22 protein-coding genes, 1 tRNA gene, 1 pseudogene and 1 other annotated feature are annotated in these 26,992 nt (G+C 63.4%); of the genes and pseudogenes, 12 read left to right on the plus strand and 12 right to left on the minus strand.

Annotation, left to right across the window (positions count from 1 at the left end; all coding sequences use genetic code 11):
• Positions 1–3: 3 nt before the first annotated feature.
• A complete protein-coding gene (locus RBT42_RS03690; RefSeq protein ID WP_320362514.1) occupies positions 4–1,116 on the minus strand; it encodes an ABC transporter ATP-binding protein in 1,113 nt (370 codons plus the stop codon).
• Between the two features lie 54 nt (positions 1,117–1,170).
• Between RBT42_RS03690 and RBT42_RS03695 the strand changes: the two genes are divergently transcribed.
• The gene (locus RBT42_RS03695; RefSeq protein ID WP_320362515.1) at positions 1,171–2,883 is read left to right on the plus strand and encodes an iron ABC transporter permease; all 1,713 of its coding nucleotides are present in this window, start codon (positions 1,171–1,173) and stop codon (positions 2,881–2,883) included.
• 3 nt (positions 2,884–2,886) lie between these two features.
• Here the strand turns inward: RBT42_RS03695 and RBT42_RS03700 are convergent, their stop codons facing one another.
• Positions 2,887–3,912 (minus strand): Fe(3+) ABC transporter substrate-binding protein, encoded by a 1,026-nt coding sequence (locus RBT42_RS03700; protein ID WP_320362516.1) that lies wholly within the window; start codon positions 3,910–3,912, stop codon positions 2,887–2,889.
• Positions 3,913–4,152: 240 nt separating this feature from the next.
• Between RBT42_RS03700 and gdhA the strand changes: the two genes are divergently transcribed.
• On the plus strand, positions 4,153–5,499 hold the full coding sequence (gdhA, locus tag RBT42_RS03705; protein ID WP_320362517.1) for an NADP-specific glutamate dehydrogenase: 1,347 nt from the start codon (positions 4,153–4,155) through the stop codon (positions 5,497–5,499).
• Between the two features lie 30 nt (positions 5,500–5,529).
• Here gdhA and RBT42_RS03710 read toward each other — a convergent pair whose 3' ends face one another.
• Positions 5,530–7,131, minus strand: coding sequence for a methyl-accepting chemotaxis protein (locus RBT42_RS03710; RefSeq protein WP_320362518.1), 1,602 nt, complete (start codon positions 7,129–7,131; stop codon positions 5,530–5,532).
• Positions 7,132–7,347: 216 nt separating this feature from the next.
• Positions 7,348–7,424, minus strand: a tRNA-Met gene (locus RBT42_RS03715).
• Between the two features lie 163 nt (positions 7,425–7,587).
• Between RBT42_RS03715 and htpG the strand changes: the two genes are divergently transcribed.
• Positions 7,588–9,486: a molecular chaperone HtpG gene (gene htpG, locus RBT42_RS03720; RefSeq protein WP_320362519.1), complete on the plus strand. Its 1,899-nt coding sequence runs from the start codon at positions 7,588–7,590 to the stop codon at positions 9,484–9,486.
• Here htpG and RBT42_RS03725 read toward each other — a convergent pair.
• Both RBT42_RS03725 and RBT42_RS03730 read right to left on the minus strand, forming a co-directional pair.
• Positions 9,455–10,180 carry a DUF2726 domain-containing protein gene (locus RBT42_RS03725; RefSeq protein ID WP_320362520.1) on the minus strand — a complete coding sequence of 242 codons (726 nt, stop codon included), beginning with the start codon at positions 10,178–10,180 and terminating at the stop codon, positions 9,455–9,457. The two genes, htpG and RBT42_RS03725, sit on opposite strands and share 32 nt — an antisense overlap.
• Positions 10,181–10,258: 78 nt before the next feature.
• Positions 10,259–10,903, minus strand: coding sequence for a GNAT family N-acetyltransferase (locus RBT42_RS03730; RefSeq protein ID WP_320362521.1), 645 nt, complete (start codon positions 10,901–10,903; stop codon positions 10,259–10,261).
• A 456-nt stretch (positions 10,904–11,359) separates the two neighbouring features.
• Here RBT42_RS03730 and rplM point away from each other — a divergent pair, with 456 nt between their 5' ends.
• The 4 genes from rplM to erpA all read left to right on the plus strand — a co-directional run bounded on the left by rplM (position 11,360) and on the right by erpA (position 13,970).
• On the plus strand, positions 11,360–11,788 hold the full coding sequence (gene rplM, locus RBT42_RS03735; protein ID WP_294638427.1) for a 50S ribosomal protein L13: 429 nt from the start codon (positions 11,360–11,362) through the stop codon (positions 11,786–11,788).
• A gap of 11 nt (positions 11,789–11,799) precedes the next feature.
• Complete coding sequence (gene rpsI / locus RBT42_RS03740; protein WP_320362522.1) at positions 11,800–12,192, plus strand: 30S ribosomal protein S9; 393 nt, start codon at positions 11,800–11,802, stop codon at positions 12,190–12,192.
• 212 nt (positions 12,193–12,404) lie between these two features.
• Complete coding sequence (argC, locus tag RBT42_RS03745) at positions 12,405–13,442, plus strand: N-acetyl-gamma-glutamyl-phosphate reductase (RefSeq protein ID WP_320362523.1); 1,038 nt, start codon at positions 12,405–12,407, stop codon at positions 13,440–13,442.
• 150 nt (positions 13,443–13,592) lie between these two features.
• Positions 13,593–13,970, plus strand: a complete 378-nt coding sequence (erpA, locus tag RBT42_RS03750) for an iron-sulfur cluster insertion protein ErpA (RefSeq protein WP_320362524.1) — start codon at positions 13,593–13,595, stop codon at positions 13,968–13,970.
• Here the strand turns inward: erpA and RBT42_RS03755 are convergent, their stop codons facing one another.
• Both RBT42_RS03755 and RBT42_RS03760 read right to left on the minus strand, forming a co-directional pair.
• A complete protein-coding gene (locus RBT42_RS03755; RefSeq protein WP_320362525.1) occupies positions 13,971–15,137 on the minus strand; it encodes an anhydro-N-acetylmuramic acid kinase in 1,167 nt (388 codons plus the stop codon).
• The gene (locus RBT42_RS03760) at positions 15,134–16,564 is read right to left on the minus strand and encodes a M23 family metallopeptidase (RefSeq protein WP_320362526.1); all 1,431 of its coding nucleotides are present in this window, start codon (positions 16,562–16,564) and stop codon (positions 15,134–15,136) included. Before RBT42_RS03760 ends, RBT42_RS03755 begins: the two co-directional genes overlap by 4 nt.
• Before the next feature lie 153 nt (positions 16,565–16,717).
• Here RBT42_RS03760 and tyrS point away from each other — a divergent pair, with 153 nt between their 5' ends.
• The 4 genes and pseudogenes from tyrS to RBT42_RS03780 all read left to right on the plus strand — a co-directional run bounded on the left by tyrS (position 16,718) and on the right by RBT42_RS03780 (position 21,881).
• On the plus strand, positions 16,718–17,980 hold the full coding sequence (gene tyrS / locus RBT42_RS03765; protein ID WP_320362527.1) for a tyrosine--tRNA ligase: 1,263 nt from the start codon (positions 16,718–16,720) through the stop codon (positions 17,978–17,980).
• A 182-nt stretch (positions 17,981–18,162) separates the two neighbouring features.
• Complete coding sequence (locus tag RBT42_RS03770) at positions 18,163–18,984, plus strand: PEP-CTERM sorting domain-containing protein (RefSeq protein WP_320362528.1); 822 nt, start codon at positions 18,163–18,165, stop codon at positions 18,982–18,984.
• A gap of 120 nt (positions 18,985–19,104) precedes the next feature.
• Positions 19,105–20,331 carry an OmpW/AlkL family protein gene (locus RBT42_RS03775; RefSeq protein WP_320362529.1) on the plus strand — a complete coding sequence of 409 codons (1,227 nt, stop codon included), beginning with the start codon at positions 19,105–19,107 and terminating at the stop codon, positions 20,329–20,331.
• Positions 20,332–20,673: 342 nt separating this feature from the next.
• Positions 20,674–21,881 (plus strand): annotated as a pseudogene (locus RBT42_RS03780) (IS3 family transposase).
• Positions 20,941–21,057: a sequence feature (AL1L pseudoknot), on the plus strand. Its footprint overlaps the pseudogene before it by 117 nt.
• Before the next feature lie 189 nt (positions 21,882–22,070).
• Here the strand turns inward: RBT42_RS03780 and RBT42_RS03785 are convergent.
• Together RBT42_RS03785 and RBT42_RS03790 are read right to left on the minus strand one after the other, a co-directional pair.
• The gene (locus RBT42_RS03785; protein WP_320362530.1) at positions 22,071–22,748 is read right to left on the minus strand and encodes a hypothetical protein; all 678 of its coding nucleotides are present in this window, start codon (positions 22,746–22,748) and stop codon (positions 22,071–22,073) included.
• 226 nt (positions 22,749–22,974) lie between these two features.
• Entirely contained in the window at positions 22,975–23,541 is a 567-nt protein-coding gene (locus RBT42_RS03790) for a nucleotidyltransferase family protein (RefSeq protein WP_413785843.1), read from the minus strand.
• Between the two features lie 222 nt (positions 23,542–23,763).
• On the opposite strand from RBT42_RS03790, the gene pdxH reads away from it, so the two are divergent.
• Positions 23,764–24,414: a pyridoxamine 5'-phosphate oxidase gene (gene pdxH / locus RBT42_RS03795; RefSeq protein WP_320362532.1), complete on the plus strand. Its 651-nt coding sequence runs from the start codon at positions 23,764–23,766 to the stop codon at positions 24,412–24,414.
• A 42-nt stretch (positions 24,415–24,456) separates the two neighbouring features.
• Here pdxH and msrA read toward each other — a convergent pair whose 3' ends face one another.
• Together msrA and RBT42_RS03805 are read right to left on the minus strand one after the other, a co-directional pair.
• Positions 24,457–25,017 carry a peptide-methionine (S)-S-oxide reductase MsrA gene (gene msrA / locus RBT42_RS03800; protein WP_320362647.1) on the minus strand — a complete coding sequence of 187 codons (561 nt, stop codon included), beginning with the start codon at positions 25,015–25,017 and terminating at the stop codon, positions 24,457–24,459.
• A 342-nt stretch (positions 25,018–25,359) separates the two neighbouring features.
• On the minus strand, positions 25,360–26,949 hold the full coding sequence (locus RBT42_RS03805; protein WP_320362533.1) for a UbiD family decarboxylase domain-containing protein: 1,590 nt from the start codon (positions 26,947–26,949) through the stop codon (positions 25,360–25,362).
• Positions 26,950–26,992: the final 43 nt, after the last annotated feature.

A 26,992-nucleotide genomic window follows, 5' to 3' on the forward strand; every position in this document is an offset into this window, starting at 1 on the left:
GCGTCACTCGGCGGCGTGGGCAAAGGCGACCACGTGGCTGAGGTCCAGGCGAATGCCAATCGCTTCGCCGATGGCATGGTCGTGGTGCGAGGGCACAGTGGACAGCACCTCGGTGCCGTCGCTCAGCGCCAGGGTGTACAGAAACTCGGCGCCCTTGAACGCCTTGTGCAGCACCCGCGCCTTCACCGGGCTGGCGTCGTCGTGCACGACGTCGTCGGGGCGCATCAGCACGTCCACCCGGGTGCCTGCCGCATGGTGCATGACGTCATCGGTGGCGAACACGGTCTGGTCGCCGGTGCTCTGTCCCACGTCCAGGCGCAGATGGTGTGCGTCCACCACCACCGCCGGCACGAACGCACCCTGGCCCACAAAGTTCGCGACCCGGCGGTTGGCGGGCTGGTGGTACAGGCCATAGGCCGTGTCCCATTGCTGCAGGTGGCCATCGGCCATCACGCCGATGACGTCGGCCATGGCAAAGGCCTCGTGCTGGTCGTGGGTGACGAGCACGGCGGTGGTGTTCGTGGCCTTGAGGATGTCGCGCACCTCGCTGGCCAGGCGCTCGCGCAGCGCCACGTCCAGGTTCGAGAAGGGCTCGTCGAGCAACAAGATGCTGGGTTGCGGCGCCAGCGCGCGTGCCAGGGCGACCCGCTGCTGTTGGCCACCCGAGAGCTCATGCGGGAAGCGCTGCGCGGCATGGGCCAGGCCCACGGTGTCGAGCATCTCGGCCACGCGCTGCGCGGCCTCAGCGCGGCCCTTCAGGCCAAAGCCGACGTTTTGCGCCACGGTCAGGTGCGGGAACAAGGCGTAATCCTGAAACACCATGCCGATGCGACGCTTCTCGGGCGGCGTGATTTGCCCCGGCGCGCTGACCACCTGCCCGGCCAGCCGGATGGCACCCGCGCTGATCGGCTCGAACCCCGCGATGGCACGCAGGGCCGTGGTCTTGCCGCAGCCTGAAGGGCCCAGCAGGCAGGCGATGCCGCCCTGGGGCAAGGCAAAGCTCAGGTGCTCCAGGATGGCGCGTTTGCCGTAGCGCAAGGTGATGTCGTCCACGACCAGCCAGGCCTGACTGGGGTTGGTGACGGGGGGCAGGACGGTGGGGGCCGAGACGGGCATGGGGCAAACAAATTCGGAAACCGGCAATGAAACGATGATAATTCTCAATTCACCATGAAGCCGGCAGTCTCCTCTCATTCTCCTTCGTCCGTGTCCTCGGTCTGGTCTGGCATCGCGCGTTGGCGGGCCGGGTGGCTCACCGCCTGGGCCGTGCTCGTCGGGGCCCTGGTGGCCTTGCCGGTGCTCGCGGTCATCAGCCATGTGCTCAGCACCGGCACCAGCGACACCTGGTCGCACCTGGCCTCCACGGTGCTGCCCGATTACATCTGGTCCACGCTGTGGCTGTGCCTAGGCGTGGGCCTGGGCACGGCCAGCATGGGGGTGGGGGCGGCTTGGCTGGTCACGCGCTATAACTTCCCACTGCGCGGCATGCTCGAGTGGGCCCTGGTGCTGCCCCTGGCCGTGCCCGGCTACGTGATGGCCTACACCTACACCGACCTGCTGCAGTTTGTCGGCCCGGTGCAGACCGCGCTGCGCGACACCTTCGACTGGACGCGCGCCGACTACTGGTTCCCCGATGTGCGCTCGCTGGGCGGCGCGGTGATCCTGTTCTCGCTGGTGCTTTATCCCTATGTGTACATGCTGGCGCGCACCGCCTTTCTGGAGCGGGCCGGGGGCATGCTCGAAGTCGGGCGTTCGCTGGGCCTGGGCCCCTGGGCCAGTTTCTGGCGCGTGTCGCTGCCGCTGGCGCGCCCGGCCATCGCCGCAGGCGTCTCGCTGGCGCTGATGGAGACGCTGGCCGACTTCGGGGCCGTGTCTTACTTCGGTGTGCAGACCTTCACCACCGGCATCTACCGCGCCTGGTTCTCGCTCGGTGACCGGGTGGCCGCCGCGCAACTGGCCACGGCCTTGCTCGGCTTCGTCATCCTGGTGCTGGCCTTCGAGCGCCTGTCACGCGGTCGGGCGCGTTTTCATGACACGACCCTGCGCCGAGCCCGCTTCAAGGCGCGGCGCCTGCGGGGTGTGCGCGCCGCGCTGGCCGTCATCGCCTGTCTGATCCCGCTGGTGACCGGCTTCCTGCTGCCCGCCGGCATCCTGCTGGAGATGGCGATCACCGAAGGCGACGCGCAGTTCGGCGCCCGCTTCATCGAGCTGGCCACCAACAGCGTCACCGTGTCCGGTCTCACAGCCTTGATCGCCGTGAGCCTGGCGCTGCTGCTGGGCTATGCGGCCCGCCTGCGTGCCAAGTCGTGGCTGGTGCGCAGCGTGCACCGCCTGGGTGGGCTGGGCTATGCCTTGCCCGGTACCGTCATCGCGGTCGGGGTGCTCATCCCGGTCTCCCGCATCGACAACGTGCTCACCAACTGGTTGATTGCCCATTGGGGCTGGCAGTCTGGTCTGGTGCTCACCGGTGGGATTGCCGGTCTGGTGTACGCCTGTGTGGTGCGCTTTCTCACGCCGGCCGTGCAGTCGGTCGATGCGGGCCTGCTCAAGATCACACCCAGCATGGACAATGCGGCGCGCAGCCTGGGGCTGAGCCCGGCGGCCACCTTGCGCCGCGTGCACTTTCCGCTCTTGCGCGGCAGCCTGCTGACGGCCACCTTGCTGGTCTTCATCGACGTGATGAAGGAACTCCCCGCCACCTTGGTGATGCGCCCCTTCAACTTCGACACCCTGGCCACGCAGGCCTACACCTTGGCGTCTGACGAGCGTCTGGCCGAAGCGTCCACCTCGGCGCTGGCCATCGTGGTGGTGGGGCTGCTGCCCCTGATCGTGCTCAGCCGCGAGATCGCCAAAGCTCGTCAGGGCTCGTCGACCTCGCTCTGATCCTCAACGCCAGCCGGCGCGGTCGAAGGCCTTTTGCGCCTTGGCCGCATTGCGTGCCAGGTCGCCCACCGGCAGCGTGTCCGGCTTGAAGCTGCCCAGGGCCTTCAGCGCCGGGTTGTCGATCTTCACCGAGCTCACGGCCGGCCACTCGTTGTTGCCATCGGCGAAGTAGGCCTGGGCCTTGTCGCTGCTCAGGTATTCCATGAACTTGACGGCGGCGGCACGGTTCGGGGCCGTCTTGATCACGCCTGCGCCCGAGATGTTGATGTGCGTGCCCCAGCTCTTCTGGTTGGGCCACACCACGCCCAGCGACTCGACCACCTTGCGGTCTTCCGGCTTGGTCGAGCGCATCAGGCGGGCCAGGTAGTAGCTGTTCGAGATTGTCACGCCGCATTCGCCGGCCGCCACCGCCTTGAGTTGGTCGGTGTCGCCGCCCTTGGGGGCACGCGCAAAGTTGGCCACCAGGCCGCGCGCCCAGTTCTCGGTCTGCGTTTCGCCCTCGTGCGCGATCATGGCCGCGCCGAGCGACAGGTTGTAGGGGTGCGAGCCCGATCGCACGCACACCTGGTCCTTCAGACGCGGGTTGGCGAGGTCGGCATAGGTCTGCACCCACTCGGCCTTCACGGCACGCTTGTTGTAGACGATGACGCGGGCGCGTGTCGAGAAGGCAACCCAGGTGGGGGTGCGCAGGTGGTCGGGAATGCGGGCGTTCAGCACCTTCGACGAAAGGGGTTGGAACAGGCCCAGGCTGTCGGCGATCTCCAGGCGGGCTGCGTCCACCGTGATCAGGATGTCAGCGGGCGAATTGGCGCCTTCGTTCTTGATGCGCTCCAGCAACTCGTCTTCCTTGCCATCCAGGCGGTTGACCTGGATGCCGGTCTGTTTGGTGAAGTCCTTGTACAGCGCCTCGTCCGTCTGGTAGTGACGCGCCGAGTAAATGTTGAGCACCGCATCGGCGGCGTGGGCGGCGCCCTGGCAGGCCAGCGCAATCAGGGTGAGGGCGGCAACGCGAGAGGTCAGACGGGCCATGTGACAGCTTCCTTGAGGTTGGACGGCAAGGGGCCGGAGACCCCCTTGTGAGATGCAGCCGAAGATAACAGGAATCATTCGTATTGTCATGATCCTGGTGGCGCTCTCGTTGCCCCATGTTGGTGCGATTGCTTGACTGCCTTGCTCGCCTGTTAACCCCGCATGCACCATGGTGGGCATCTGTATGACAGAATGTTCGACCCGCCCTCCACACAACGGCACCTGATCGGTGCGCACATCATGAAAATTCAGTCGCTGGACAGCTTTCTGAGCCAGGTTGCCGCCCGCAACCCCGGCCAACCCGAATTCCTCCAGGCCGTCACCGAGGTGATGGACAGCCTGTGGCCCTTCATCGAGCAGAACCCGAAGTACGCCGAACAGAGCCTGCTGGAGAGACTGGTGGAGCCCGAGCGCACCATCATGTTCCGTGTGTCCTGGGTCGATGACCGCGGTCAGGTGCAGGTCAACCGCGGCTACCGCATCCAACACAGCTCCTCCATCGGTCCTTACAAGGGCGGCATCCGTTTCCACCCCTCGGTGAACCTGTCCATCCTGAAGTTCCTGGCGTTCGAGCAGACCTTCAAGAACGCCCTGACCACGCTGCCCATGGGTGGCGGTAAGGGCGGCTCCGACTTCGATCCCAAGGGCAAGAGCCAGGGCGAAATCATGCGCTTCTGCCAGGCCTTCGTCAGCGAACTGTTCCGTCACGTGGGTTCCGACACCGACGTGCCGGCCGGTGACATCGGTGTGGGTGGTCGCGAAGTTGGCTACATGGCCGGCATGTACAAGAAGCTCAGCAATCGCGCCGATTGCGTCTTCACCGGCAAGGGCCTGAGCTTTGGCGGTTCGCTGATCCGTCCGGAAGCCACCGGCTACGGCACCGTCTACTTCGCCGAAGAAATGCTCAAGCTCAAGGGCCGCAGCTTCGAAGGCATGCGCGTGAGCGTCTCCGGCTCCGGCAACGTGGCCCAGTACGCCGTCGAGAAGGCCATGGCCCTGGGTGCCAAGGTCGTCACCGTGTCTGACTCCAGCGGCACTGTCCACGACGAAGCCGGCTTCACGCCCGCCAAGCTCGCCGAGCTGATGGAAGTGAAGAACCACCTGTATGGCCGCGTTGGCGACTACGCCAAGCGCGTGCCCGGCACGGTCTTCCTGGAAGGCGTGCGCCCCTGGCACATCCCGGTGGACGTGGCCCTGCCTTGCGCCACCCAGAACGAGCTGGACGGCAAGGATGCCGAGACCCTGGTCAAGAACGGTGTCATTTGCGTGGCCGAAGGCGCGAACATGCCCTCCACGCTGGAAGCCGTGCACATCTTCGAGGGCAATGGCATCCTCTACGCACCGGGCAAGGCATCGAACGCCGGTGGCGTGGCGACCTCCGGTCTGGAAATGAGCCAGAACGCCATCCGTCTGTCGTGGAGCCGTGAGGAAGTCGACGCCCGCCTGTTGGGCATCATGCGCAGCATCCATGAAGTGTGCGTGCGCCACGGTCGCCGCGCCGATGGCACGGTCAGCTACGTCAACGGTGCCAACGTGGGCGGCTTCGTCAAGGTTGCCGACGCCATGCTGGCCCAGGGCGTGATCTGATCGTCACCACGACCAGATCACCCCTCGCGCTCATCGGATCTGCGGGACCTCTCGCAGATCCGAGGCGCTCAACTTGAACGCCGACACGGTGTTCACCAGATTGCGAGCCTGATTGCTCAGGCTCTCGGCGGCAGCGGCGCTTTGTTCCACCAGCGCCGCGTTCTGCTGTGTGGCGGCGTCCATCTGACTGACTGCCTGCCCCACCAGCGACACGCCTTCGCTTTGCTCCACGCTGGCCTGGCTGATCTCGCTCACGATGTCGCGCACGTGGCTGATCGCCTGGACCACCTCGTGCATCGTGCTCCCCGCCTGATCCACCTGGCGCGAACCCGCCTCGACGCGCTCCACACTGGCCGCGATCAGCGTGCGGATCTCGCGTGCTGCTTCGGCCGAGCGTTGCGCCAGCGAGCGCACCTCACCGGCCACCACGGCAAAGCCACGACCCTGCTCTCCCGCCCGCGCCGCTTCCACGGCCGCATTCAGGGCGAGGATGTTGGTCTGGAACGCGATGCCGTCGATCACGCCAATGATGTCGGCAATGCGCCGCGAACTGTCGTTGATGCCCTTCATGGTGTCCACCACCTCGGCCACCACGGCGCCACCACGGGTGGCCACTTCTGAGGCCCCCTGGGCCAGCTGATTGGCCTGACGGGCGTTGTCGGCGTTCTGCCGCACGGTCACGCCCAGCTCTTCGGTCGAACTCGCGGTTTGCTGCAGGTTGCCAGCCGTCTGCTCGGTGCGCTGGCTCAGGTCTGCGTTGCCTGCCGCCACCTGCGACGACGCCACCTGGATGCTGTCGGCCGACTCCAGCACCTCCGAGATCACCCGGATCAGGTTGGCGCGCATCAGTTCCATGTGATTGAGGAGCTGCGCGATTTCGTCGCGGCCGTCGGTGTACGAGCTTTGCGTCAGGTCGCCCGAGGCGATGGCCTTGGTGCTCTCGTCTGCACGTGCAAAGCCTTGGCGCATGCGGCGCAGCACATAGAGCGCCAGCAGGCTGGCCGGCAGACCCAGGCCGATCGCCATGGCCACAAACGCGGCGGTGGCAAATTGGTGGCGCGCATCGGCAGCTTGGGCCGACTCACTGGCGGCGGTTTGCTGATACGCGTTCAGGTCGTTCAGCGCTTTCAGCATCGCCTCACCTTCGGTGCGGCCGGCAGCCAGGTACCGTGCCATCACGTCCGGGGCAAAGTTGCCCTGTTGCACCGCTTGCAGGGCTGCATCCGTTTGAATGCGCCAAGCCTGGCGGGCGGCCTCCACCTGCTGGATCAGGGTCTGCTCAGCCTCATCCTGGGGGCCTTCTTTCACGGCGGTCCACAGGCGTTCAATCTCCGTGCGCCGCTTGGCGAAGTTGTCCAGGTGAATTTCCGTGGCGTGATCGTGCGCGCTGGCCAACTGGCCCGACGGATCGTGCTGGAATATCAGCAGGATCTCCATGCGGTTGCGCGTGGCCTGATCGGCCATCTGCGCCAGTTGATCGGCCTTGCGCATGCGCTTGCCGTGCACCTCGTGCAGGCTGTTGGCCGCGCTGCCCAGGCCCAGCCATGCCAGCAGCGCCAGGGCGCCAAAGGAAATCCAGAAGGCGACGATGATGCCGCCGAAGTACTGAACGATCTTGATGTTTTTGAGCATGTGCAGTCGGTAATCGGCTTGCCGTGGCAAGGGTTGAAACATTTGTTACATGCTACCGATGCCCCGCGTCATCCCGGCGCGAGTCACCCAAATCTTGCTGTGCATCAAGTTTACACCGTGCGTTGTGGACGTTTCAGTCGTGTTGGCGCCACAAAGCAAAAAGCCACCGCGAAGGGTGGCTTGATGTCCAAAGCGCTGTCGCGTTTGGAAGAATTTTGGTGGCGCTTCAGGGATTCGAACCCCGGACCTGCGGATTATGATTCCGTCGCTCTAACCGGCTGAGCTAAAGCGCCATCAAGACCTAAAGTATATGCCGACTTTTCGTTGGCGCACAAGGCTTGTCGCAAAAAATCTTCATCCCATTGGCCGCTCTTGAAAAACGAGGGGCTGCCGCCATCTCTCGACCCATCCGTTAACGCAACTCTTGCAACCCTTTCGTCTGCATCAGAACCCGCCATGACCAAGCAAACCCATACCTTCCAGGCCGAAGTCAAGCAACTGCTGCACCTGGTCACGCACGCGCTGTACTCCAACAAGGAAATCTTCCTGCGCGAGCTGATCTCCAACGCCTCCGACGCTTGCGACAAGCTGCGCTTCGAGGCGCTAGACAACAATGCGCTGTTCGAAGACGCTCCCAATCTGGACGTGCGCGTGCTCGTCGACAAGGCCAACCGCACCATCACCATCCGTGACAACGGCATCGGCATGAGCGCGCAAGAGGCCATCGACCACCTCGGCACCATCGCCAAGAGTGGCACCAAGGACTTCATGGGGCGCCTGTCGGGCGACCAGAAGAAAGACGCCCAACTCATCGGTCAGTTCGGCGTGGGCTTCTACAGCGGCTACATCGTCGCCGACCGCATCACCGTCGAATCGCGCCGTGCCGGCCTGAAGGCCGAAGAAGGCGTGCGCTGGAGCAGCGAAGGCACCGGCGACTTCGAGGTCGACACCATCACCAAGCCCGGCCGCGGCACCGACATCATCTTGCACCTGCGCGAAGGCGAAGACGAGTTCCTGGCCGCCTGGAAGCTGCGCAGCATCATCGGCAAGTACTCCGACCACATTTCCCTGCCCATCCTGATGCAAAAGGAAGAGTGGGACAAGGACAAGGGTGAGTACGTCGTCAAGGACGAGTGGGAAACCGTCAACCAGGCCGCCGCCCTGTGGACCCGCAGCAAGAGCGACATCACGCCCGAGCAGTACCAGGAGTTCTACAAGCAACTCAGCCACGACAGCGAAGACGCGCTGGCCTACACCCACAACCGCGTCGAAGGCCGCAGCGAATACACCCAGTTGCTGTACGTGCCCGCCAAGGCCCCGTTCGACCTGTGGAACCGCGACAAGCGCGGCGGCCTCAAGCTCTACGTCAAGCGCGTCTTCATCATGGACGACGCCGAAGCGCTGCTGCCGACCTACCTGCGCTTCGTCAAGGGCGTGATCGACTCGGCCGACCTGCCGCTCAACGTCAGCCGCGAAATCCTGCAGGAAAGCCGGGACGTCAAGGCCATACGCGAAGGCTGCACCAAGCGCGTGCTGTCCATGCTCGAAGAGCTCGCCAACCACGAAGACCAGGCCAAGCGCGACCAGTACGCGTCCTTCTGGAGCGAGTTCGGCGCCGTGCTCAAGGAAGGCGTCGGCGAAGACTTTGCCAACAAGGAGCGCCTGGCCAAGCTGCTGCGCTTCGCCTCCACGTACGACGATACCGGCACCCAGAGCGTGTCACTGGCCGACTACGTGTCGCGCATGAAGGAAGGCCAGGAAGCCATCTACGTCATCACCGCCGACAGCCTGCAGGCCGCCAAGAGCAGCCCGCAGCTCGAACTCTTCAAGAAGAAGGGCATCGAGGTGCTGCTGCTGACCGACCGGGTTGACGAGTGGCTGCTTTCGCACCTCTATGACTTCGACGGCAAGCCGCTGCAGAACGTCACCAAGGGCGCCGTGGACCTGGGCAAGCTGCAAGACGAAGAGGAAAAGAAGAAGGCCGAAGAGGCGGCCACCGCCTTCAAGCCCGTGCTGGAGCGACTGCAAGCTGCCTTGGGCGACCGCGCGAAGGAGGTGCGCGTCACCACCCGCCTGGTCGATTCACCGGCCTGCCTGGTCACCGAGTCGGGCGACATGAGTGCCCACCTGGCCCGCCTGCTGAAGCAGGCCGGTCAGGCCGCACCCGAGGTCAAGCCCATCCTGGAAGTGAACCCGGACCACGCCCTGGTCAAGAAGCTGGACACCAGTGCCCACTTCGATGACCTGGCACACATCCTGTTCGACCAGGCCCTGCTGGCCGAAGGCGGGCAGCTCGAAGATCCGGCCGCCTATGTGCGCCGCGTCAACGCGCTGCTGCTGAACGCGACGGTCTGAGGTCGTCGAGGGGTGCGGGTGCCGATGCGGGCACCCCATCGAAGCGGCTGTCGAACGCGAAAAACGAGTCCTGCGCAAAGCTGGACTCGGCCCACAAGGCAGCGCGCTCGGCACGCCGCTCTTTCAGTTTGCGGGCCAGTTGATCGCCGGCATCGTTGAGTTCGTCACCGGGCCGATCTTGCGGCGCGAGGGCGAGATCCTGACCCAATGCCCAGGCCGCCATCAAGGCGCCTTGCGGCCACTGCCCCGGGCGGCAGCGCAGATAACGCACGCGACAGGCTTCCAGCGTGGCTTCCTTGAGCTTTTGCGACCGCCCCGTGGAGCGGGACGAGGGGGGCTGTGACTCCAAGTCAATGGCCGAGATCACCACGCCGTTGGGTGTGCACACCAGCAAGGACACGTTGAGGGCCTGCAGGCGGTCATACCAGGTGCGGGCGTCGCGCGCGTCGGCGGACTGGCAAAAGCGCAGCAGGTTGACCTTGGCCAGTACCACGTGCTGGGGCAGGGTGGCGTGCAACTCTCGAAACAGGGCGCGCTCATGGGCATTGAGCAGCGGACGCGCCTGCAAATTCCAGCGCTTGGGCCAGTTCTGATGCCGTGCGCGGGTGAGGTAGGCATGCCCACCCCAGCCCAGCAGCAGGCCGCCGACCAAAGCGGTCGCACACACAAGCCATAACCACGCATTCGACGCCATGCTGTTCCCTGTTCAACGCTGGGATGGTACGCCGTGCTGCGGTCGTGCAAAACCCCTCCGCCGAGGGGTTTGGGGGCGTCAGGACGAGGCCATCAACATGCGCAGCCAGTCGCTGACGTGCATCACGCGGTACTTCACCCGGTAAATCACCTCGGCGGCCAGCGATTGCAGTGAGCTGTCGAGGTGGCTGCCCACCGTATCGGGCGGCAGTTTCAACCAGGCTTGAGCATCGGGGCCGTCCTGTTCGATCACGGCGCCGGCCTTGGCGGCGATGCGCAGCATCGGCGCGTTCTCGCTCAGCGCGTGGATCATCATGTGCGTGGCGTGCTGGTTGCGCGCATGGATGATGGCGTGCTGAAACAGGCGCATGCCCAGACCCTTGCCGCGCCCCGACGGCAGCACCGACACACCGAACTCCATCGCGCGGGTGTCGGGGTTCGCCTCGTGCGGGCCATGACCGGGCAGGGCGGCCAAGTGGGCCACCGCCACCAGGCGCAGCTTGCGGTCGAAGATGCCGAACACCTCGTCGCGTTTGAAATCGATCGATGCCACGTACTGCGCCATCTGATGTTGTGTGGCCGGGAAGCCGAAGCGCAGATAACGATCCCGTTCGTCCAGATGGAGCAGGTGGTCCAGGATGCGGCGGCGATGGCGAGCGTGCAGGTCGCGGATGGGGACCCAGTGATCCCCGCTCAGACTGGGCTGCGGGTGGGGGGCACCCATGTCGGGCCCCAGTCCGAATCGGTCCAGATCAGAACTTGGCTTGATCGCAGTCATCGCTGACCCCTTTCTGAGCCTGTGAAGCGCATGTTTCGTCTCGAGATGTTGCGACGCATCATAACCTAGGGTTAACACCAATGTCGCGTGCGCACCGTGCCTACCGTGCTTGCTTTCATGACAAGTTTAGTGCGGCAGGCCGGCTTCGGGCGAGGTGGAGGCGTACATTCCGCCAACAAGTTTGCACGGCGGTGACAAAGCGGGCTATACTGCGCGATTCCCGACATGGTTGCCGGGAGGGCTGCGTGCACAATTTGTATGCGCAGTCCGGGACGCAGGCCAAACCGCTGGGGCACGCATTGAGTGCACCGCAGGCCCGCCGCCCGTTGCTTGAGAGGCCACCACATCCTAAGAAGTGGTTCCAATGGCGACAGTCAGCCAGTTTTTTACCAAGGAAATCTCATGAAGACCTTCAGCGCCAAGCCGGCCGAAGTGAAGCACGAGTGGTTTGTGATCGACGCCACCGACAAGGTGCTCGGACGAGTGGCCAGCGAAGTCGCTCTCCGTCTGCGCGGCAAGCACAAGGCCATTTACACGCCTCACGTGGACACCGGCGATTTCATCGTCATCGTCAACGCCGACAAGATCCGCGTCACTGGCACCAAGGCCAACGACAAGGTTTACTACCGTCACTCGGGCTTCCCCGGCGGCATCTACGCCACGAAGTTCAAGGACATGCAAGCCAAGCACCCTGGCCGCGCCATCGAAAAGGCCGTCAAGGGCATGCTGCCCAAGGGTCCCCTGGGCTACGCCATGATCAAGAAGCTGAAGGTCTACGCCGGTAGCGAGCATCCGCACGCCGCCCAGCAGCCCAAGGCCCTGGAAATCTAAGGAGCGGCCACATGATTGGTAACTGGAACTACGGCACCGGCCGTCGCAAGTCGTCCGTCGCCCGCGTCTTCATCAAGAAGGGCACTGGCCAGATCATTGTCAACGGTAAGCCGGTCGAGCAGTATTTCGGCCGTCAAACCTCGATCATGATCGTCAAGCAGCCTCTGGCACTGACCAACAATGTCGAAGCCTTCGACATCAAGGTCAACGTGCACGGTGGTGGCGAATCCGGTCAAGCCGGCGCTGTGCGCCACGGCGTGACCCGCGCTCTGATCGACTACGACGCAGCTTTGAAGCCTGAGCTGAGCCGCGCTGGTTTCGTGACCCGCGACGCTCGTGAAGTCGAACGTAAGAAGGTCGGTCTGCACGGCGCTCGTCGTCGGAAGCAGTTCAGCAAGCGCTGATCCTTCTGGGTGTGCCACCGGGCCCTGTGCCGGGTGGACTCCCTCCAAAACCCGCTCGGGGCCTGTGCCTCCAGCGGGTTTTTTCATGGGAAATCCACTTGCGGCCGCTGTGGGCGCCCCATGCGGTCAGGAATGTTTCCTAAAATGATGGTTTTCCCGCACGCCAGACGGTGGCGGGGGGCGCTGGCGCCGCTGAGGCTGAAAGGTTAAAGATGATCAAAGTCGGTATCGTGGGTGGCACGGGCTACACCGGGGTCGAGTTGCTGCGTTTGCTGTCGCAGCACCCCCAGGTTCAGTTGCAGGCCATCACCTCGCGCAAAGAGGCCGGGCTGCCCGTGGCCGACATGTACCCCAGCCTGCGCGGGCATGTCGATCTGGCGTTTGTGACCCCGGACGATGCCAAGCTGACCGAGTGCGACGTCGTTTTCTTCGCCACCCCGCATGGTGTGGCCATGGCCCAGGCGCGTGAGCTGCTGGCGGCGGGCGTCAAGGTCATCGACTTGGCAGCCGACTTCCGTCTGAAAGACACGGCGGTGTTCGAGCAGTGGTACGGCATGCCCCACAGCTGCCCCGACATCCTGGCCGAAGCCGTTTACGGCCTGCCCGAACTGAACCGCGAGGCCATCAAGCAGGCGCGCGTCATCGGCAACCCGGGCTGCTACCCCACGTCCGTGCAGCTGGGCTGGGCGCCGCTGCTCCAGCACAAACTGGTTGAGCCCACCCACCTGATTGCCAACTGCGCCTCGGGCGTCTCCGGCGCGGGCCGCAAGGCCGAGGTCGGTACCTTGCTGGCCGAAGCGGGCGACAACTTCAAGGCCTATGGTGTCAAGGGACACCGCCACGGTCCGGAGATCAACCAGCAACTGCGCGCCATTGCGGGCGACGACAGCGTCAACTGCCTGTTCGTGCCGCACCTGCTGCCCATCATCCGCGGCATCCACTCCACGCTGTACGGACGCCTCACGGCAGAAGGCCAGGCTGCTGACCTGCAGGCGCTGTTCGAGTCCTTCTATGCGGGTGAGCGCTTTGTCGACGTGCTGCCTGCGGGCAGTGCGCCGGAAACGCGCAGCGTGCGGGCCAGTAACACCGTGCGCATTGCGGTGCACAAGCCCCAGCCCGACACCGTGATGGTGCTGGTCGTGGAAGACAACCTGACCAAGGGCGCCTCCGGCCAGGCTGTGCAGTGCATGAACCTCATGTGTGGGCTCGATGAGCACCTGGGCCTGACCCACGTGCCGGTGCTGCCCTGAGGCGGCGGGACGCGGGCGCGAAAACCCGCGTTCATGGCAAGGTCGGGGGGCTTCATGTCATCATGAAGACCTTGCGGCACAATGCGCCTATCGGGCCAGCCGACCCCATTGGCCCCCAAGAATTGACTGTTGATTTCGGAGCACCACCCCATGACCGCCGTAGCTGAAACCTCTGCCGACACCTTCTCGTCCGATCTGCCCGCTCCCATCGTCTTCACCGATGCGGCGGCCGGCAAGGTGGCCGAGCTCGTGGCCGAAGAGGGTAACCCTGATCTGAAGCTGCGCGTGTTCGTGCAGGGCGGGGGCTGCTCGGGCTTCCAGTACGGCTTCACCTTCGACGAACTCGTCAACGAAGACGACACGAAGATGGAAAAGAATGGCGTGACCCTGCTGATCGACGCCATGAGCCTGCAGTACCTCGTGGGTGCCGAAATCGACTACAAGGACGATCTGGAAGGCGCCCAGTTCGTGATCCGCAACCCCAATGCGCAGACCACCTGCGGTTGCGGCTCCAGCTTCTCGGTCTGATCAGCGCGCTGGGTACAGCGCACCCAGCACACGGGGGCCACGGGCTCCGGTGACGGCCGGCACATTGCCGGCCAAGCGCTGCAGATGGGTCCAGGCCAGCCATGCAAACGCCGCGGCCTCCACCTGCATCACATCCAGCCCATGGGCGTCAGAGCGCCCCACGCGCACGCCCGGCATTTGCTCTCCCAGGCGGCGCATCAGGTCGCCATTGAGCGCACCGCCCCCACACACCACGACATCACGGGCATCGGCGGCATGTTCTCGCAGGGCCAGCGCGGCGCTGCGCGCGGTCAGTTCGCACAAGGTCGCCTGGACGTCGCGCGCCAGGGTCGTGTCGGCTTGCGGGCCGTCGGTCAGGCCGTGCGGTGCTAGCCAGCGGGTCAGCCATTCGGCATTGAACAGATCACGTCCGGTGCTCTTGGGCGGTGCCTGGTGAAAGAAGGGCTCGGCCAGTGCATCGGCCAGCCAGTCTTCACGTACCCCGCCGCCCGCGCCCCACTCGCCATTGGCATCGAAGGCGTGGCCGGTTTGCATGTCGCACCACATGTCCAGCAGGGCGTTGCCAGGCCCTGTGTCAAAGCCCTGCGGGGTCTGCCCCGGGCGCAAGATGCTGACATTGGCCATGCCGCCGATGTTGAGCACGGCCACGGTTTCATCCGGCCGTCCGAAGATGGCCTGATGGAAGGCGGGCACCAGCGGTGCTCCCTGGCCTCCGGCGGCCACATCGCGGCTGCGGAAGTCCGCGATCACATCGATGCCGGTCAACTCGGCTAGCAAAGAGGGTTGATTGAGTTGCAGGGTGTAGCCCTGATCCGGGCGGTGGCGCACGGTCTGCCCGTGGGCACCGATGGCTTGCACCTCGGCGGGAAGCACCTGCGCTTGCTGGCACACCGCCTCGACCACGGTGGCATACACCACCGCCAGCGCTTGCGCGGCCAGGGCGCTGCGGTGCAGTTCGTCGTCACCGGGGGTGTTGAGGTCCAGTAAGGCTTGGCGCAACGCGGGTGGGAAGGGCCGGTGGGCATGCGCCAGCGTGCGCCATTGACCCGCGTCGTGGCGCATCAGCACGCCGTCGACGCCATCCAGCGAGGTGCCGGACATCAGCCCGATGTACAGCTCAGAAAAAAGCCCGCTGACGCGGGCTGAGGGGGTGTGAAGCGGCGTCATTCAAATCGAGGGCCGGTGGTCAGGCCGGCGGTCTGCAAGGCATCAGCACGGTCCAGGCGCTGCGCCACGCTGACGGCCATGGCGCGGAACTTGGCCAGCGACTGGGGTGACAGGCGCAGGCTTTCCGACGCGCGGGCAACCTGCATGGGATCAACCTGAGTGCCGTTGACCTTGAATTCGAAGTGCAGATGGGGGCCGGTGGCCCAGCCGGTGGCGCCGACGGCACCAATCCGTTGACCTTGCTCGACCCGTGTGCCGCGACGGGCATCGATGCGGCTGAGGTGGGCGTACACGGTGCTGCGGCCGCCGCTGTGCTCGATGTGCACGACGTTGCCGTAGCCGGTCTGCCAACCCGAGAAGGTCACCACGCCATCACCCACGCTGCGAACCGGGGTGCCCGTCGGGGCACCGAAGTCCACGCCCTTGTGGGCGCGCATGGTTTTGTGCACCGGGTGGAGGCGCATCGCGAACCCGGAGGTCACGCGCGAGAACGCCAGCGGCGAAGCCAGAAAGGCGCGCGTGGTCGAGCGTCCATTCAGGTCGAAGTACGCCCCCTTGCGGCCGGCATCCTGGAACCACACGGCGTCGTGCGATTCACCCTTGTTGATGAAGCGCGCCGCCAGCACGCGGCCATGGCTGCTGCCCCAGGTGAGGGGCTCGCCATCGGCCAGGTGGGCTTCGTACAGCACGCTGAAGGTGTCACCCTTGCGCAACTCGCGACGGAAGTCGATCTCGTTGCCGAAGATCTCTGCGATCTGGTTGGTCACGCCGTCCGGGATGCGGGCGTCGTCCGCCGCCGCGAACAGTGACGAGCGGATCATGCCTGAGCCCAGCTGGGTGCTGACTTCCAGGGGGGCGGTTTCCTGCTTGACGCGGAGGGCGCGGCTGGTGGCGTCACGCTCGATGGTCAGGCGAGTGAAATGGGTGTCAAAGTCACCGGTGGCGACCGCAGGCCCGCGCACCACCAGTTGCTGGAGTTGACCGTCTGCCACCACGGCCTTCACCGACTTGCCGGGGCGCCCTTGCAGCAAGGTGCTGGCCACCGGGTCCTGTCGGATGAACTGCGCGGCCTCGGCATCGCTGACGCCCAGGCGTTGCAGCAGGCTGTCAACGGTGTCGGCCGAGCGCGTGACGTCGCTGCGATAGAGGGCCAGGGCCTGGCCATCGAGTTGCAGCAACTGTGCTTGCAGCTCGGGGGATTGGATGCTTTCGCTGATCTGGGTGACCACCGGGGCGGGGGCTTGCGGCAGGGCGGCCAAGGGGGCCACACCGAACGCCGTCATGGCCGAACCAGCGAGCACCGTCAACACCGCGGCGCTGACGCGGCGGGGGTGGCGATGAACCATGCTTTGCAGGGTGGTGGCGGCGGAGACGATCGAGTCGAGGCGAGAAGGCCGGCTGGCCTGGTACTGCTTGGACGTTTTCAAACTCGATTTCTCCTCAAACCTGGTGGTGAGGACGCCGTCCTCTAAAATCAACCCGCGCTGCATGCAAGGTGCATGCCTTGGGTGCCCACAATTTTTTGAGTATAGCCCCCCAAAGAGGGTGCCGTACTGCTGATTTCCACTGATCGGTCCATCATGTCGCAACTCGAAAAAACCACCGCCAATCAGCCCGAATTTCCTGTAACTGAACGTGTGCGTGAGGCGCTGGCCATCACGCAGCGCGGCGTGGACGAATTGCTGCCCGAGGCCGAGTGGGTGCACAAACTGGCCCGATCGGAAGCCACCGGCGTGCCCTTGCGCATCAAGCTTGGGCTGGATCCGACCGCACCCGACATCCACCTCGGGCACACCGTGGTGCTCAACAAGCTGCGCCAGTTGCAGGACCTGGGGCACACCGTGATCTTCCTGATCGGGGACTTCACGTCCCTGATCGGCGATCCGTCCGGTCGCAACACCACCCGCCCGCCCCTGACCGCCGAGCAGATCAAGCACAACGCGGAAACCTACTACCGCCAGGCCAGCCTGGTGCTGGACGACAGCAAGACCGAGGTTCGTTACAACAGCGAATGGTGCGATGCCCTGGGGGCGCGCGGCATGATCCAGCTCGCCAGCCGCTACACCGTGGCCCGCATGATGGAGCGCAACGACTTCCACGACCGCTTCCACGCGGGCACCTCCATCAGCGTGCACGAGTTCCTCTACCCGCTGATGCAGGGCTACGACTCGGTGGCACTGAAGTCGGACCTGGAGTTGGGCGGCACCGACCAGAAGTTCAACCTGTTGATGGGGCGCCACCTGCAGGCCGAGTATGGGCAGGAGGCACAGTGCGTCCTGACCATGCCCTTGCTGGAAGGCTTGGACGGCGTCGAGAAGATGTCCAAGTCCAAGAACAACTACATCGGCATCAGTGAAGCGCCCAACACGATGTTCGCCAAGCTGATGAGCATCAGCGACGAGCTGATGTGGAAGTACTTCACCTTGCTCAGCTTCCGCCCGATGGCCGAGATCGAGCGCCTGAAGGCCGAATGTGCCGCTGGCCGCAACCCGCGCGATGCCAAGGTGTTGCTGGGGCAGGAGATCGTCAACCGCTTCCATGGCCCGCAGGCGGCCGAGGACGCGCTGGCGGACTTCGTCAACCGCGCCCGCGGTGGTGTGCCCGATGACCTCCCTGAAGTGACGCTCGGTCTGCCTGCTGACGGCGCGGGTCTGGGGGTGGGCGCGCTGCTCAAGCAAGCGGGGCTGGTGCCCTCCACCAGCGAGGCTCTGCGCATGGTCGAGCAGGGCGGGGTGAAGGTGGATGGCGGCGCGGTGAGCGACAAGGCCCTGAAACTGCCCGCTGGCACTTATGTGGTGCAGGTGGGCAAGCGCAAGTTTGCGAAGGTGATCCTAAAAGGGTGATTTGGCGTCATTAGGGGGTTGCCCCGACGCCTGAATGCGGGGGATTTTGGGCTCCACTGGGGGTTTCCTGACGCGAGAAGCACGCGTTCAGGGGGGGGCGGCCGTTGTCGGAGGTGTGGCACATCGCTAATCTGAGACCCAACAGACACACACAAGTCTGGGCCGGTCGAAGGAATACGCGGATGCCTTCCGACAGAAGCAGAGAAGTTTCAAAGGGCCGCTTTGTTTCTCTAGTGGAGATAGACATGAAATTTGCATTCAAGAGCATCGTTGTTGCTGCTGCTTTCGTTGCTGCTGGTGCAGCCAATGCTGCCAGCGTGACCGTTGACAACGTTCTGTCGGCTGGTGACCAATACGTCGTCAGCGGCGGCGGCGCCCTGACTTTCAGCGCCAACCTGCGCAACGCTCTGAACGTCGGCTCGGTGGCGGCATCGGCTTTCGGTGGTGCTGACTCGCAGATCGTGGGCCTCGCAGGCGCTTATACCGACATCACCGTGTCGGCCCCCATCACCTCTGTGACCTATGACAGCGTCACCAATCAAGTCATCTCGGTCAAGACCGCTGGCGGTGCTCGTCAAGATGCGATCGTCAAGGCTGGTGTGTCCAACGGCGGCTGGGTTGAAGTGGGTAACCTGGACGTGAACCTGCAGACCAAGGAAATCTTCGGCACCATCGTGGGCCAAAGCTTGGCAGGCGTGAACGTCAACTGGTCGGGCAAGTTGTTCACCTTCGGTACGCTGGCAGGTGACACTGTTTTCCAAGAAGGTACAGCCCTCACCCAGATCAATACCCTGGCTTTGACGACTGCCGGTTTCGCCGAAATCAAGAAGGCGTTGGACCTGCAATTCCTGGGTGATGTCTCGCTGCAAGCAGCAGCTGCTGACTTCGGCAACATCAACTCGTCGCTGACCGTGACGGCTGTGCCAGAGCCCTCGACTTACGCTCTGATGGGTCTGGGTCTGGTTGGCATCGGCTTCGCTGCTCGCCGCCGCGCTTCCAAGTAATCGCTGTGCGATCTAGGTGCTCCTGCTATGCGCAGGGGCGCTGCCTGAAGCCGCTCAGTGCATCCGCTGAGCGGCTTTTCCTTTTTTGTATTGCTTGTCAGCACTTCTTCCGGAGTTTTCATGTTCAATCCCGTGCGTAGTCGCTTCTCCCTGGCTGTGGGTGTCCTGCTTGCCGTGGCCGCCATGCCCACCGCTGCTGGCCCTTCGCTTGAAGACACTTTGGCGCTCAGCATGAGCAAGGGGCTTCGGGATCGGATGTTTTGGAATTTGAGTGTGGTGAGCACCAAGACCAAGACCAAGTCCGAAGAGCCGCGAGACATGTTTCAGGGGGGGGTGGTTTCCATTGCCGACTTGGAGGCGATGAGAAAAGATTTGGCCGTTAGTGTGGGTGGTAACCCGTCAACTGGGAGTTTGGCAAGCGTCAATCCGGCGACCTTGAGTGCTGCGGATAAAATCAAATACTGGAAGGCGCAAGCTTATGGGAATACCGACACCCCCTTCGGGGCTGCTGGGGTGACCGGCATATGGGCTTTGGATTTGTCGTTGAATAAGGCTTATGGCTATCCAACTGACCAGGGATATCTGGGGACTCCCAAAGGTATTCTTGCAAAAGCCGGGGATCCAAGTGCTACCGCGGCGCTGAGTGTTGGATATTATTTGAACGATGACCAGAATTGGGCCGTGGAGGCTCTGGTTCTTGGGGCGCCTTTGCGAGCAAAGGTTTATGGCGCAGGGGTCAACGAGGTCGGGGCGGATAACCAGCTCGTCGGTAAGGAGTTGATAAATACCAAGATGCTGCCGCCCATGGTTAAATTAGGTTACTATTTCGGTGGTCGTAATTGGGTCGTTCGCCCGTACTTGGGTGTGGCTGCCATGTATGCGATTTTCTTTGACACCAAGACAACGGGTTATTTTGATGATTATCAAGGTGGTAAAACATCTGTTTCAATCAAAAATTCGTTTGGAGTGGGGCCGTTTGTCGGCTTGGAGTCTGGTTCGGTCGGTTCAGGGTGGCGTGTGGGTTTCTCGGTAGGTAAAATCAAGCTTAAGACTGAAGCTACTTTGGTTACGCGTAACACCATGATCCGCACAGGTTCTGCGGTATTGTCAGACTACAATCAAGATATCCAGAATGCGGTTGACATTGGCGAGGATGCTGCTCGTGTCGCTAATCTTAATGCTGGCTTCACTGTTTTTCAGAATGGTTTTACAACTGAGTTGATAAAAGATTTGGCGGCTTACAAGAAGACACAGGGCGGAGATGGCAGTTTGGGGACGTTTGTGCGCAAGCAGAAGACCGAGTTGTCGAATACCATCTTCATGCTGAATGTGGGCCGCTCTTTCTGAGTTACTTCTCTGGTCTGACACATAGGGTGCTGAGGCGCCCTGTGCAGCACCATCTAGTCAGTTTTCGCAGCCCGGGGCAGTGCTTCGCAGCGTCGTGCCGTGTCGAGGGTGTGGAACGGGCTTTGGTGATTCATAACCCGATCTTTGGGGCGCTCGTGTCTTTGCCTGACGGGTGCGCATCTGCTGGCGTTCAACCCCAAAACCCCACAACGCATCTTCCAGATCCAAGGCTGGCAGATCCGCAAACGACTATGGGCTTGCATCCATACTTTACCTGTAAGAGGCGCTGATGACTGAAGCGCCCCGGGTTTCGCGTAGGCTCCAACACTGGAGAATGGAGCCATGAAGAAGTCTCCGAAGTTTTCACCTGAGGTGCGTGAGCGCGCCGTGCGCATGGTCTTGGAACACCGAGGTGAGCATCCGTCGCAGTGGGCGGCCCGCCGGCATGATCTGCTGCGTGCCGCAGACGCTGCATACCTGGGTCAAGCAGCATGAAGTCGATGCTGGTGTGCGTGATGGGGTTTCGACCGCTGAAGCCCAGCGCATCAAGGACTTGGAACGCGAGGTGCGCGAACTGCGCAAGGCCAACGAGATCCTGAAGTTGGCCAGCGCGTTTTTCGCCCAGGCGGAGCTCGACCGCCGCATCAAGTCCTGAAGGCTTTCGTCGATCAACATCGGGCGCAGCTTGGGGTCGAGTCGATCTGCCGTGTCTTGCAGATCGCCCCATCAGCATATTGGCGTCATGCAGCGCGCCAGCGGCAGCCAGCGTTGCGGTCGATGCGTGCTCAGCGTGATGCGATTCTGGTGCCGCAGATTCACCGTGTGTGGCATGCCATCTTGCAGGTCTATGGAGCAGACAAGGTCTGGCTGCAGCTCAATCGGGAGGGTGTCACCGTGGCGCGCTGCACCGTCGAGCGGCTGATGCGCCAGCAAGGCCTGCAGGGTGTGCGCAGAGGCAAGGCGCAGCGCACCACGATCGCTGATCCCAAAGCGCCATGCCCGCTTGATCGCGTCAACCGGCAGTTCCGGGCTGATCGACCCAATCAGCTGTGGGTCTCGGACTTCACCTATGTCTCGACTTGGCAGGGCTGGGTCTATGTGGCCTTCGTCATTGACGTGTTCAGCCGTCGCATCGTGGGCTGGCGCCAGAGCAGCACCATGCATGCCGACTTCGTGCTCGATGCGCTGGAGCAGGCCCTGTACGACCGCAAGCCGTCAGAAGAGGATGGCCTGATTCATCATTCCGACAGGGCTCGCAGTACTTGTCAATTCGCTACAGCGAACGGCTGGCTGAGGCCGGCGTTGAGCCCTCAGTGGGTTCCAGGGGCGACAGCTATGACAACGCCTTGGCCGAGACCATCAATGATAAGGCCGAGGTGATCCACCGCCGTGGGCCATGGAAGATCAAACAGGCCGTCGAACTGGCAACGCTGGAATGGGTCTCTTGGTTCAACCACCATCGATTTATGGGGCCACTGGGCAATGTCCCTCCTGCTGAGTTCGAGGCAAGCTACCCTCAACACTGCGCTGGCCAGGCCGCGACAGTCTGACTTAAACCAACTGGCCTCCGCGAAACCCGGGGTGCTTCAGACTGAAGATGTGACGAGGCAGATCAAATTTGATCATTGGTCTGCAGTAGAAATGAAAAAAAGCCCGATGTTTCCATCGGGCACTGACCTCAATCACTTGAAGATCGCCCGATGTATCGGGCGGCCTCTGCAGGGTTGAGCTTCGGCTGATTACAGCGCCGGAACGTAAGGCTTGGTCGAAACGGGCTTAGAACGGAAAGCCACGCCGATGTCGATGTTGATCACACCGAAGTCGATCTGAGGGATCACAGCGTTGGCCAGGAAGCGGTCGATGCCCAGGGCATCGGCAGTGCCGTTCACGTCCACCAGGCGCAGATCACCCAGTTGTTCCTTCAGGCTGATGCTCAGAGGGAACTTGTACTTCAGGGCCAGTTCTTGTGTCTTGACGAAGTTGTAAACCGGAGCCTGGGGCTGGGTGGTGCCGCCGATGACGGTGGTGTCAGCCAGCACTTGGCTCTTGGCGAAATCGATGGTGAAGTTGGCGATGGTCAGGCCACGCTTCTTGCCGGTGGCGGGGTCCATGCGCGAGATTTCCAGAGCAGAACCGGTGGCTTTGCCGTTTTCAATCTTGATGCCGCCACTCAGAGCAATAGAGATGCTGGTGACAGGCAGGCTGAAGGTGTCGGTGGTGCCGGCCACCGCGGTCGCATTGCCCAAGGCGGTGATGCCCACGTTGAACAGGGCGTAAGACTGCAGTGCAGACTCAGAGAACACTTGGAACGAATCAGCCTTCAGTGCGTTGGTCGAGATGGTCAGGGCTTGTGCCGAGAAGGCAGACAGGGCCACAGCAGCAGCGATGGAGACGGAGCGGACGGTTGCGAAGGTCATGTGAAACTCCTGTTGGTGTTTAGGGTTACGGACCGCGTTTCACGCTGTGTCCATGGCTCAAATTGTTGTTGAACCGACTTCGCATTCGGTCCCCATGACTGAGGGGGGGAGGGCGCATAAGCTGACCGCGCTAAGGGTAAGCCTTGGGTCAGATGGGGTCTGGAGGCTCAGGGTTAACCAACCTGGGGTGAGAAGGCGTCACGCCTTGCGCGGCGCCCGCCGTAGATCAGTGCTGGACGTGCAGCCCGGCATGGCCCTGCAGCACCGTGCGCAGGAGCGCCAGGTTGCTGTGCGGGTCCTGCGTCATGAGGATGCCGGCATCGTCGACCTCGATGCCATGCGCTGGGTACTGGGCCAGCAGGCGTTGCAGGTCACGCTCGCGTTGCAGCCGGATCAACTCAGAGTAGAACTCGGCCGAGAAGCCCACCGGGTGGCCGCGCCGATGGCGATACTCGGGAAAGACCAGCGATTCTTGCGTGACGGCCTGGCCCATGATTTTCAAAGTTTCGGCTTGCAGCAGGGGCATGTCGCCCGGCAGCAGCAGCCAGCCTGGGGAACGGGCGCTGGCGATGACCGCGATGGCCACGCCTAAAGCCATCTGGTCGTTGCCACCAGACAAGCTCGGTGCTTGGGGTTCTGGCAGCAAGATGACACGGTCGGCCGGCAGCAGGTGGTGTGCTTGCGCCGCCACCATCGGCGGGGCGACCAAGAGCACCTGCAGGCCGCTGGCGAGCCCCTTGCGGATGGTGTGGTGCACCGTGTCGAGGGCCGTCATCGAGTTGTGCGCCGACATGGCAGGGGCGAGATGTGGCCCATCCGTCATGTGACGGCTTTCTGATTCAGCCAAAATGATGAGGGTAGGCGCTTCAGACATGGTGCGGGTCACAGACTTGACGTTTCACTGTGATCGGTTTTGTTGCGATGCACCACCGAGCCTTCACTTAAGTGCATACCCCCGAGACGGATTGATGCGGGTCATGTCGCCCTTTGCAAGGTTTGACGGATACTGAACAGCATGAACAAGACATCTCACGATCTGGCGCAGATGCGCAAGAGTTACGAGCGGGCCGAGCTGGATGAGACCCATGTGCGTGCCGATCCGCTGGACCAGTTCCAGCATTGGTTTGATGCTGCCGTGCATGCCAAGGCGCTGGAGGCCAATGCCATGACCTTGGCCACGGTGGGCGAGGACGGCGGGCCGTCAACCCGGGTGGTGCTGCTCAAGGGTCTGGATGAGCGTGGTTTGGTCTGGTACACCAATTACCAGAGCCGCAAGGGCCGCGAGTTGGCTGCCCACCCTCAGGCCGCGCTGCAGTTTTTCTGGCCCGAGCTGGAGCGCGTGGTGCGCATCGAAGGCCGCGTCGAGCAGATCGCTGAGGCCGAGTCGGATGCCTACTACCAGACGCGTCCCTTGGGTTCGCGCATTGGCGCCTGGGCCTCACCGCAAAGCGAGGTGATTCCGTCGCGTGAGCATCTGGAGGTCAGCTGGGCCGAGATACAGGCGCGACAAGGGCAAGATCCCGTGCGGCCGGCGCATTGGGGTGGTTATCGCCTGGTGCCCAGCTACTGGGAGTTTTGGCAGGGGCGTCCGTCCCGCCTGCACGATCGGATCGTGTATGTGAAGCAGGCCGAGGGCAGCTGGCAGATTCAGCGTCTGGCCCCTTGAGGTCGGCGACATGGGCGCAGCTTGGGGAGACAGGCTGCGCGTTCAGTCGGGCTTGAGTCGGTCCCGAAACTGTTCCCGGAAGTGGGCCACCTTTGGGGCCACCACATAGGCGCAGTAGCCCTGATGGGGATGGTGCAGCGCGTAGCGTTGGTGATAGGCCTCAGCGGGGTGGTAGTTCTGCACAGGCGCCACCTCGGTGACGATCGGGGCGCCAAAGACATGATGCTGCGCCAGCTCGGCGATGACCTGCCGTGCGGTGTCCGCCTGCGCTGCGTTGTGCGTGTAGATGCCTGACCGGTACTGCGTGCCGATGTCGTGCCCTTGCCGGTTCAGTGTGGTCGGGTCGTGGCTGGCGAAAAAGACCTCCAGCAAGGTCTGAAAACTGACCACCTGGGGATCGAACCGCACGCGCACCACTTCCGCGTGGCCGGTGTCGCCGCCGCAGACGGCTTCGTAGGTGGGGGCCTGTTGGTGGCCGTTGCTGTACCCGGACTCGGCCTCGACGACCCCCTGGAGCTGGTTGAAGATCGCTTCGAGGCACCAGAAGCAGCCGCCGGCCAAGGTGGCTTCTTCGATGGTGTCGGATGACGAGGGCGTGGTCATGTCGGCCATGAGGGGAGGGGAAGACTCGGGAGGGCTGCGCAACGGATGCGTCAGAGACTAAGCGCGGGCCGGCCTGGCTGCACACCTGCGGCGAAAATCCCTGCTGTCGGCGGTGCTTTGGGCGAGCGGCACGACACACCGACGCACAAATAGAAACCCCCGGGCGATGCCGGGGGTGGGAACGGCACGGGGGCCGTCCATGGAAAGGGCAAAGATGAAGGTTTGCCGCTTCCCCAGACGCAGTGACTGCGTCTAGATGGTTTGCCTGCCTTGCAGACACCTGCAGGTTAAGCCAGCTGCGTGAGCGAAGCCAATATGTTTTGTCTATGCCCCGGCAGGGGTTCATGCGCCTTTCAGAATGCGTGCGACCAGGTCCTCTGTCCTCTGGCTCACCGCGTCGGGCATGGTGATGGTGCGGCCCCATTCGCGGCTGGTTTCGCCGGGCCATTTGTTGGTGGCGTCCAGCCCCATCTTGCCGCCCAGACCGCTGATGGGCGAGGCGAAATCGAGGTAGTCGATCGGGGTGTTGTCGACCAGGGTGGTGTCGCGCACCGGGTCCATGCGGGTGGTGATGGCCCAGATCACTTCTTGCCAATCGCGGATGTTCACGTCGTCGTCCACGATGACGATGAACTTGGTGTACATGAACTGACGCAGGAAGCTCCACAGGCCGAACATCAATCGCTTGCTGTGGCCCGGATAGGCCTTCCTCATGCTGATGATGGCCATGCGGTAGCTGCAGCCTTCGGGGGGTAGGTAGAAGTCCACGATTTCCGGGAACTGCTTTTGCAGGATGGGCACGAAGACTTCGTTGAGCGCGACGCCGAGCACGGCAGGCTCGTCGGGCGGTTTGCCGGTGTAGGTGGAGTGGTAAACGGGGTTGACGCGGTTCGTCAGGCGCGTCACTTCGAACACCGGGAACCAGTCCTGCTCGTTGTAATAGCCGGTGTGGTCGCCAAAGGGGCCTTCCAGCGCGTGCAGGTAACCGCCGCGCTCCATCAGGGGCACGCCGTGTTCGCTGACGCCCTTGTAGCCAGCGGGGGCGGTGGGGATGTGGCCTTCGAGCACGAATTCGGCGCTGGCTGGCACCTGCAGGTACTGATCGTCTTCGCCCGCCTTCGTGTTGACCACTTCGGTGCGGCTGCCGCGCAGCAGGCCGGCAAACTGGTATTCGCTCAGCGAGTCGGGCACCGGTGTGACCGCGCCCAAGATGGTGGCCGGGTCCGCGCCCAGGGCCACGGCAATGGGAAAGGGCTGTCCGGGGTTGGCCAGGGCGAACTCGCGGAAGTCGAGGGCGCCGCCGCGGTGGGCGAGCCAGCGCATGATCAACTGCTTCTTGCCGATCAACTGTTGGCGATAGATGCCCAGGTTTTGTCGCCGCCGCGGGTTGGGCACGTTTTGCGGCCCGCGGGTGACGACGAGGCCCCAGGTGAGCAGGGGGGCGGCGTCATCAGGCCAGCAGTGCTGGATGGGCAACTCGGTCAGGTCGACTTCGCTGCCTTCGCGCACTTCGGCCTGGCAGGGGGCACTGCGCACGCTGCTGGGCTTCATGTCCCACAGCGCCTTGGCCATCTGGATGAGCTTGCCGGCGTCTTTCAGGCCGCGGGGCGGCTCCGGCTCCTTGAGGCTGGCGAGCACACGGCCGATGTCGCGCAGTTCGCTGACGTCGTCGGCCCCCATCCCGAGGGCCACGCGTTTGGGGGTGCCAAACAGGTTGGCGAGCACCGGGGTGGCGTAGGTGCGCGGTGGTGTTGTCGTTCGATCCCCCCGTCCAATGGGGTGCTCGAACCACAGGGCCGGTCCGCCGGCCCGCAGCACGCGGTCGCTCACAGCGGTCATCTCCAGATGGACGGACACGGGCTCACTGATGCGGGTGAGCTCTCCCTGGCGTTCCAGGCCCGATACAAAGTCTCGCAGGTCGCGATATTTCATGATTTTAGTAATAAAGAGTGTTTTCTTTATGCTTGACTGGTTA

Source organism: Aquabacterium sp. (assembly GCF_034003525.1).
GTDB lineage: Bacteria > Pseudomonadota > Gammaproteobacteria > Burkholderiales > Burkholderiaceae_C > Aquabacterium.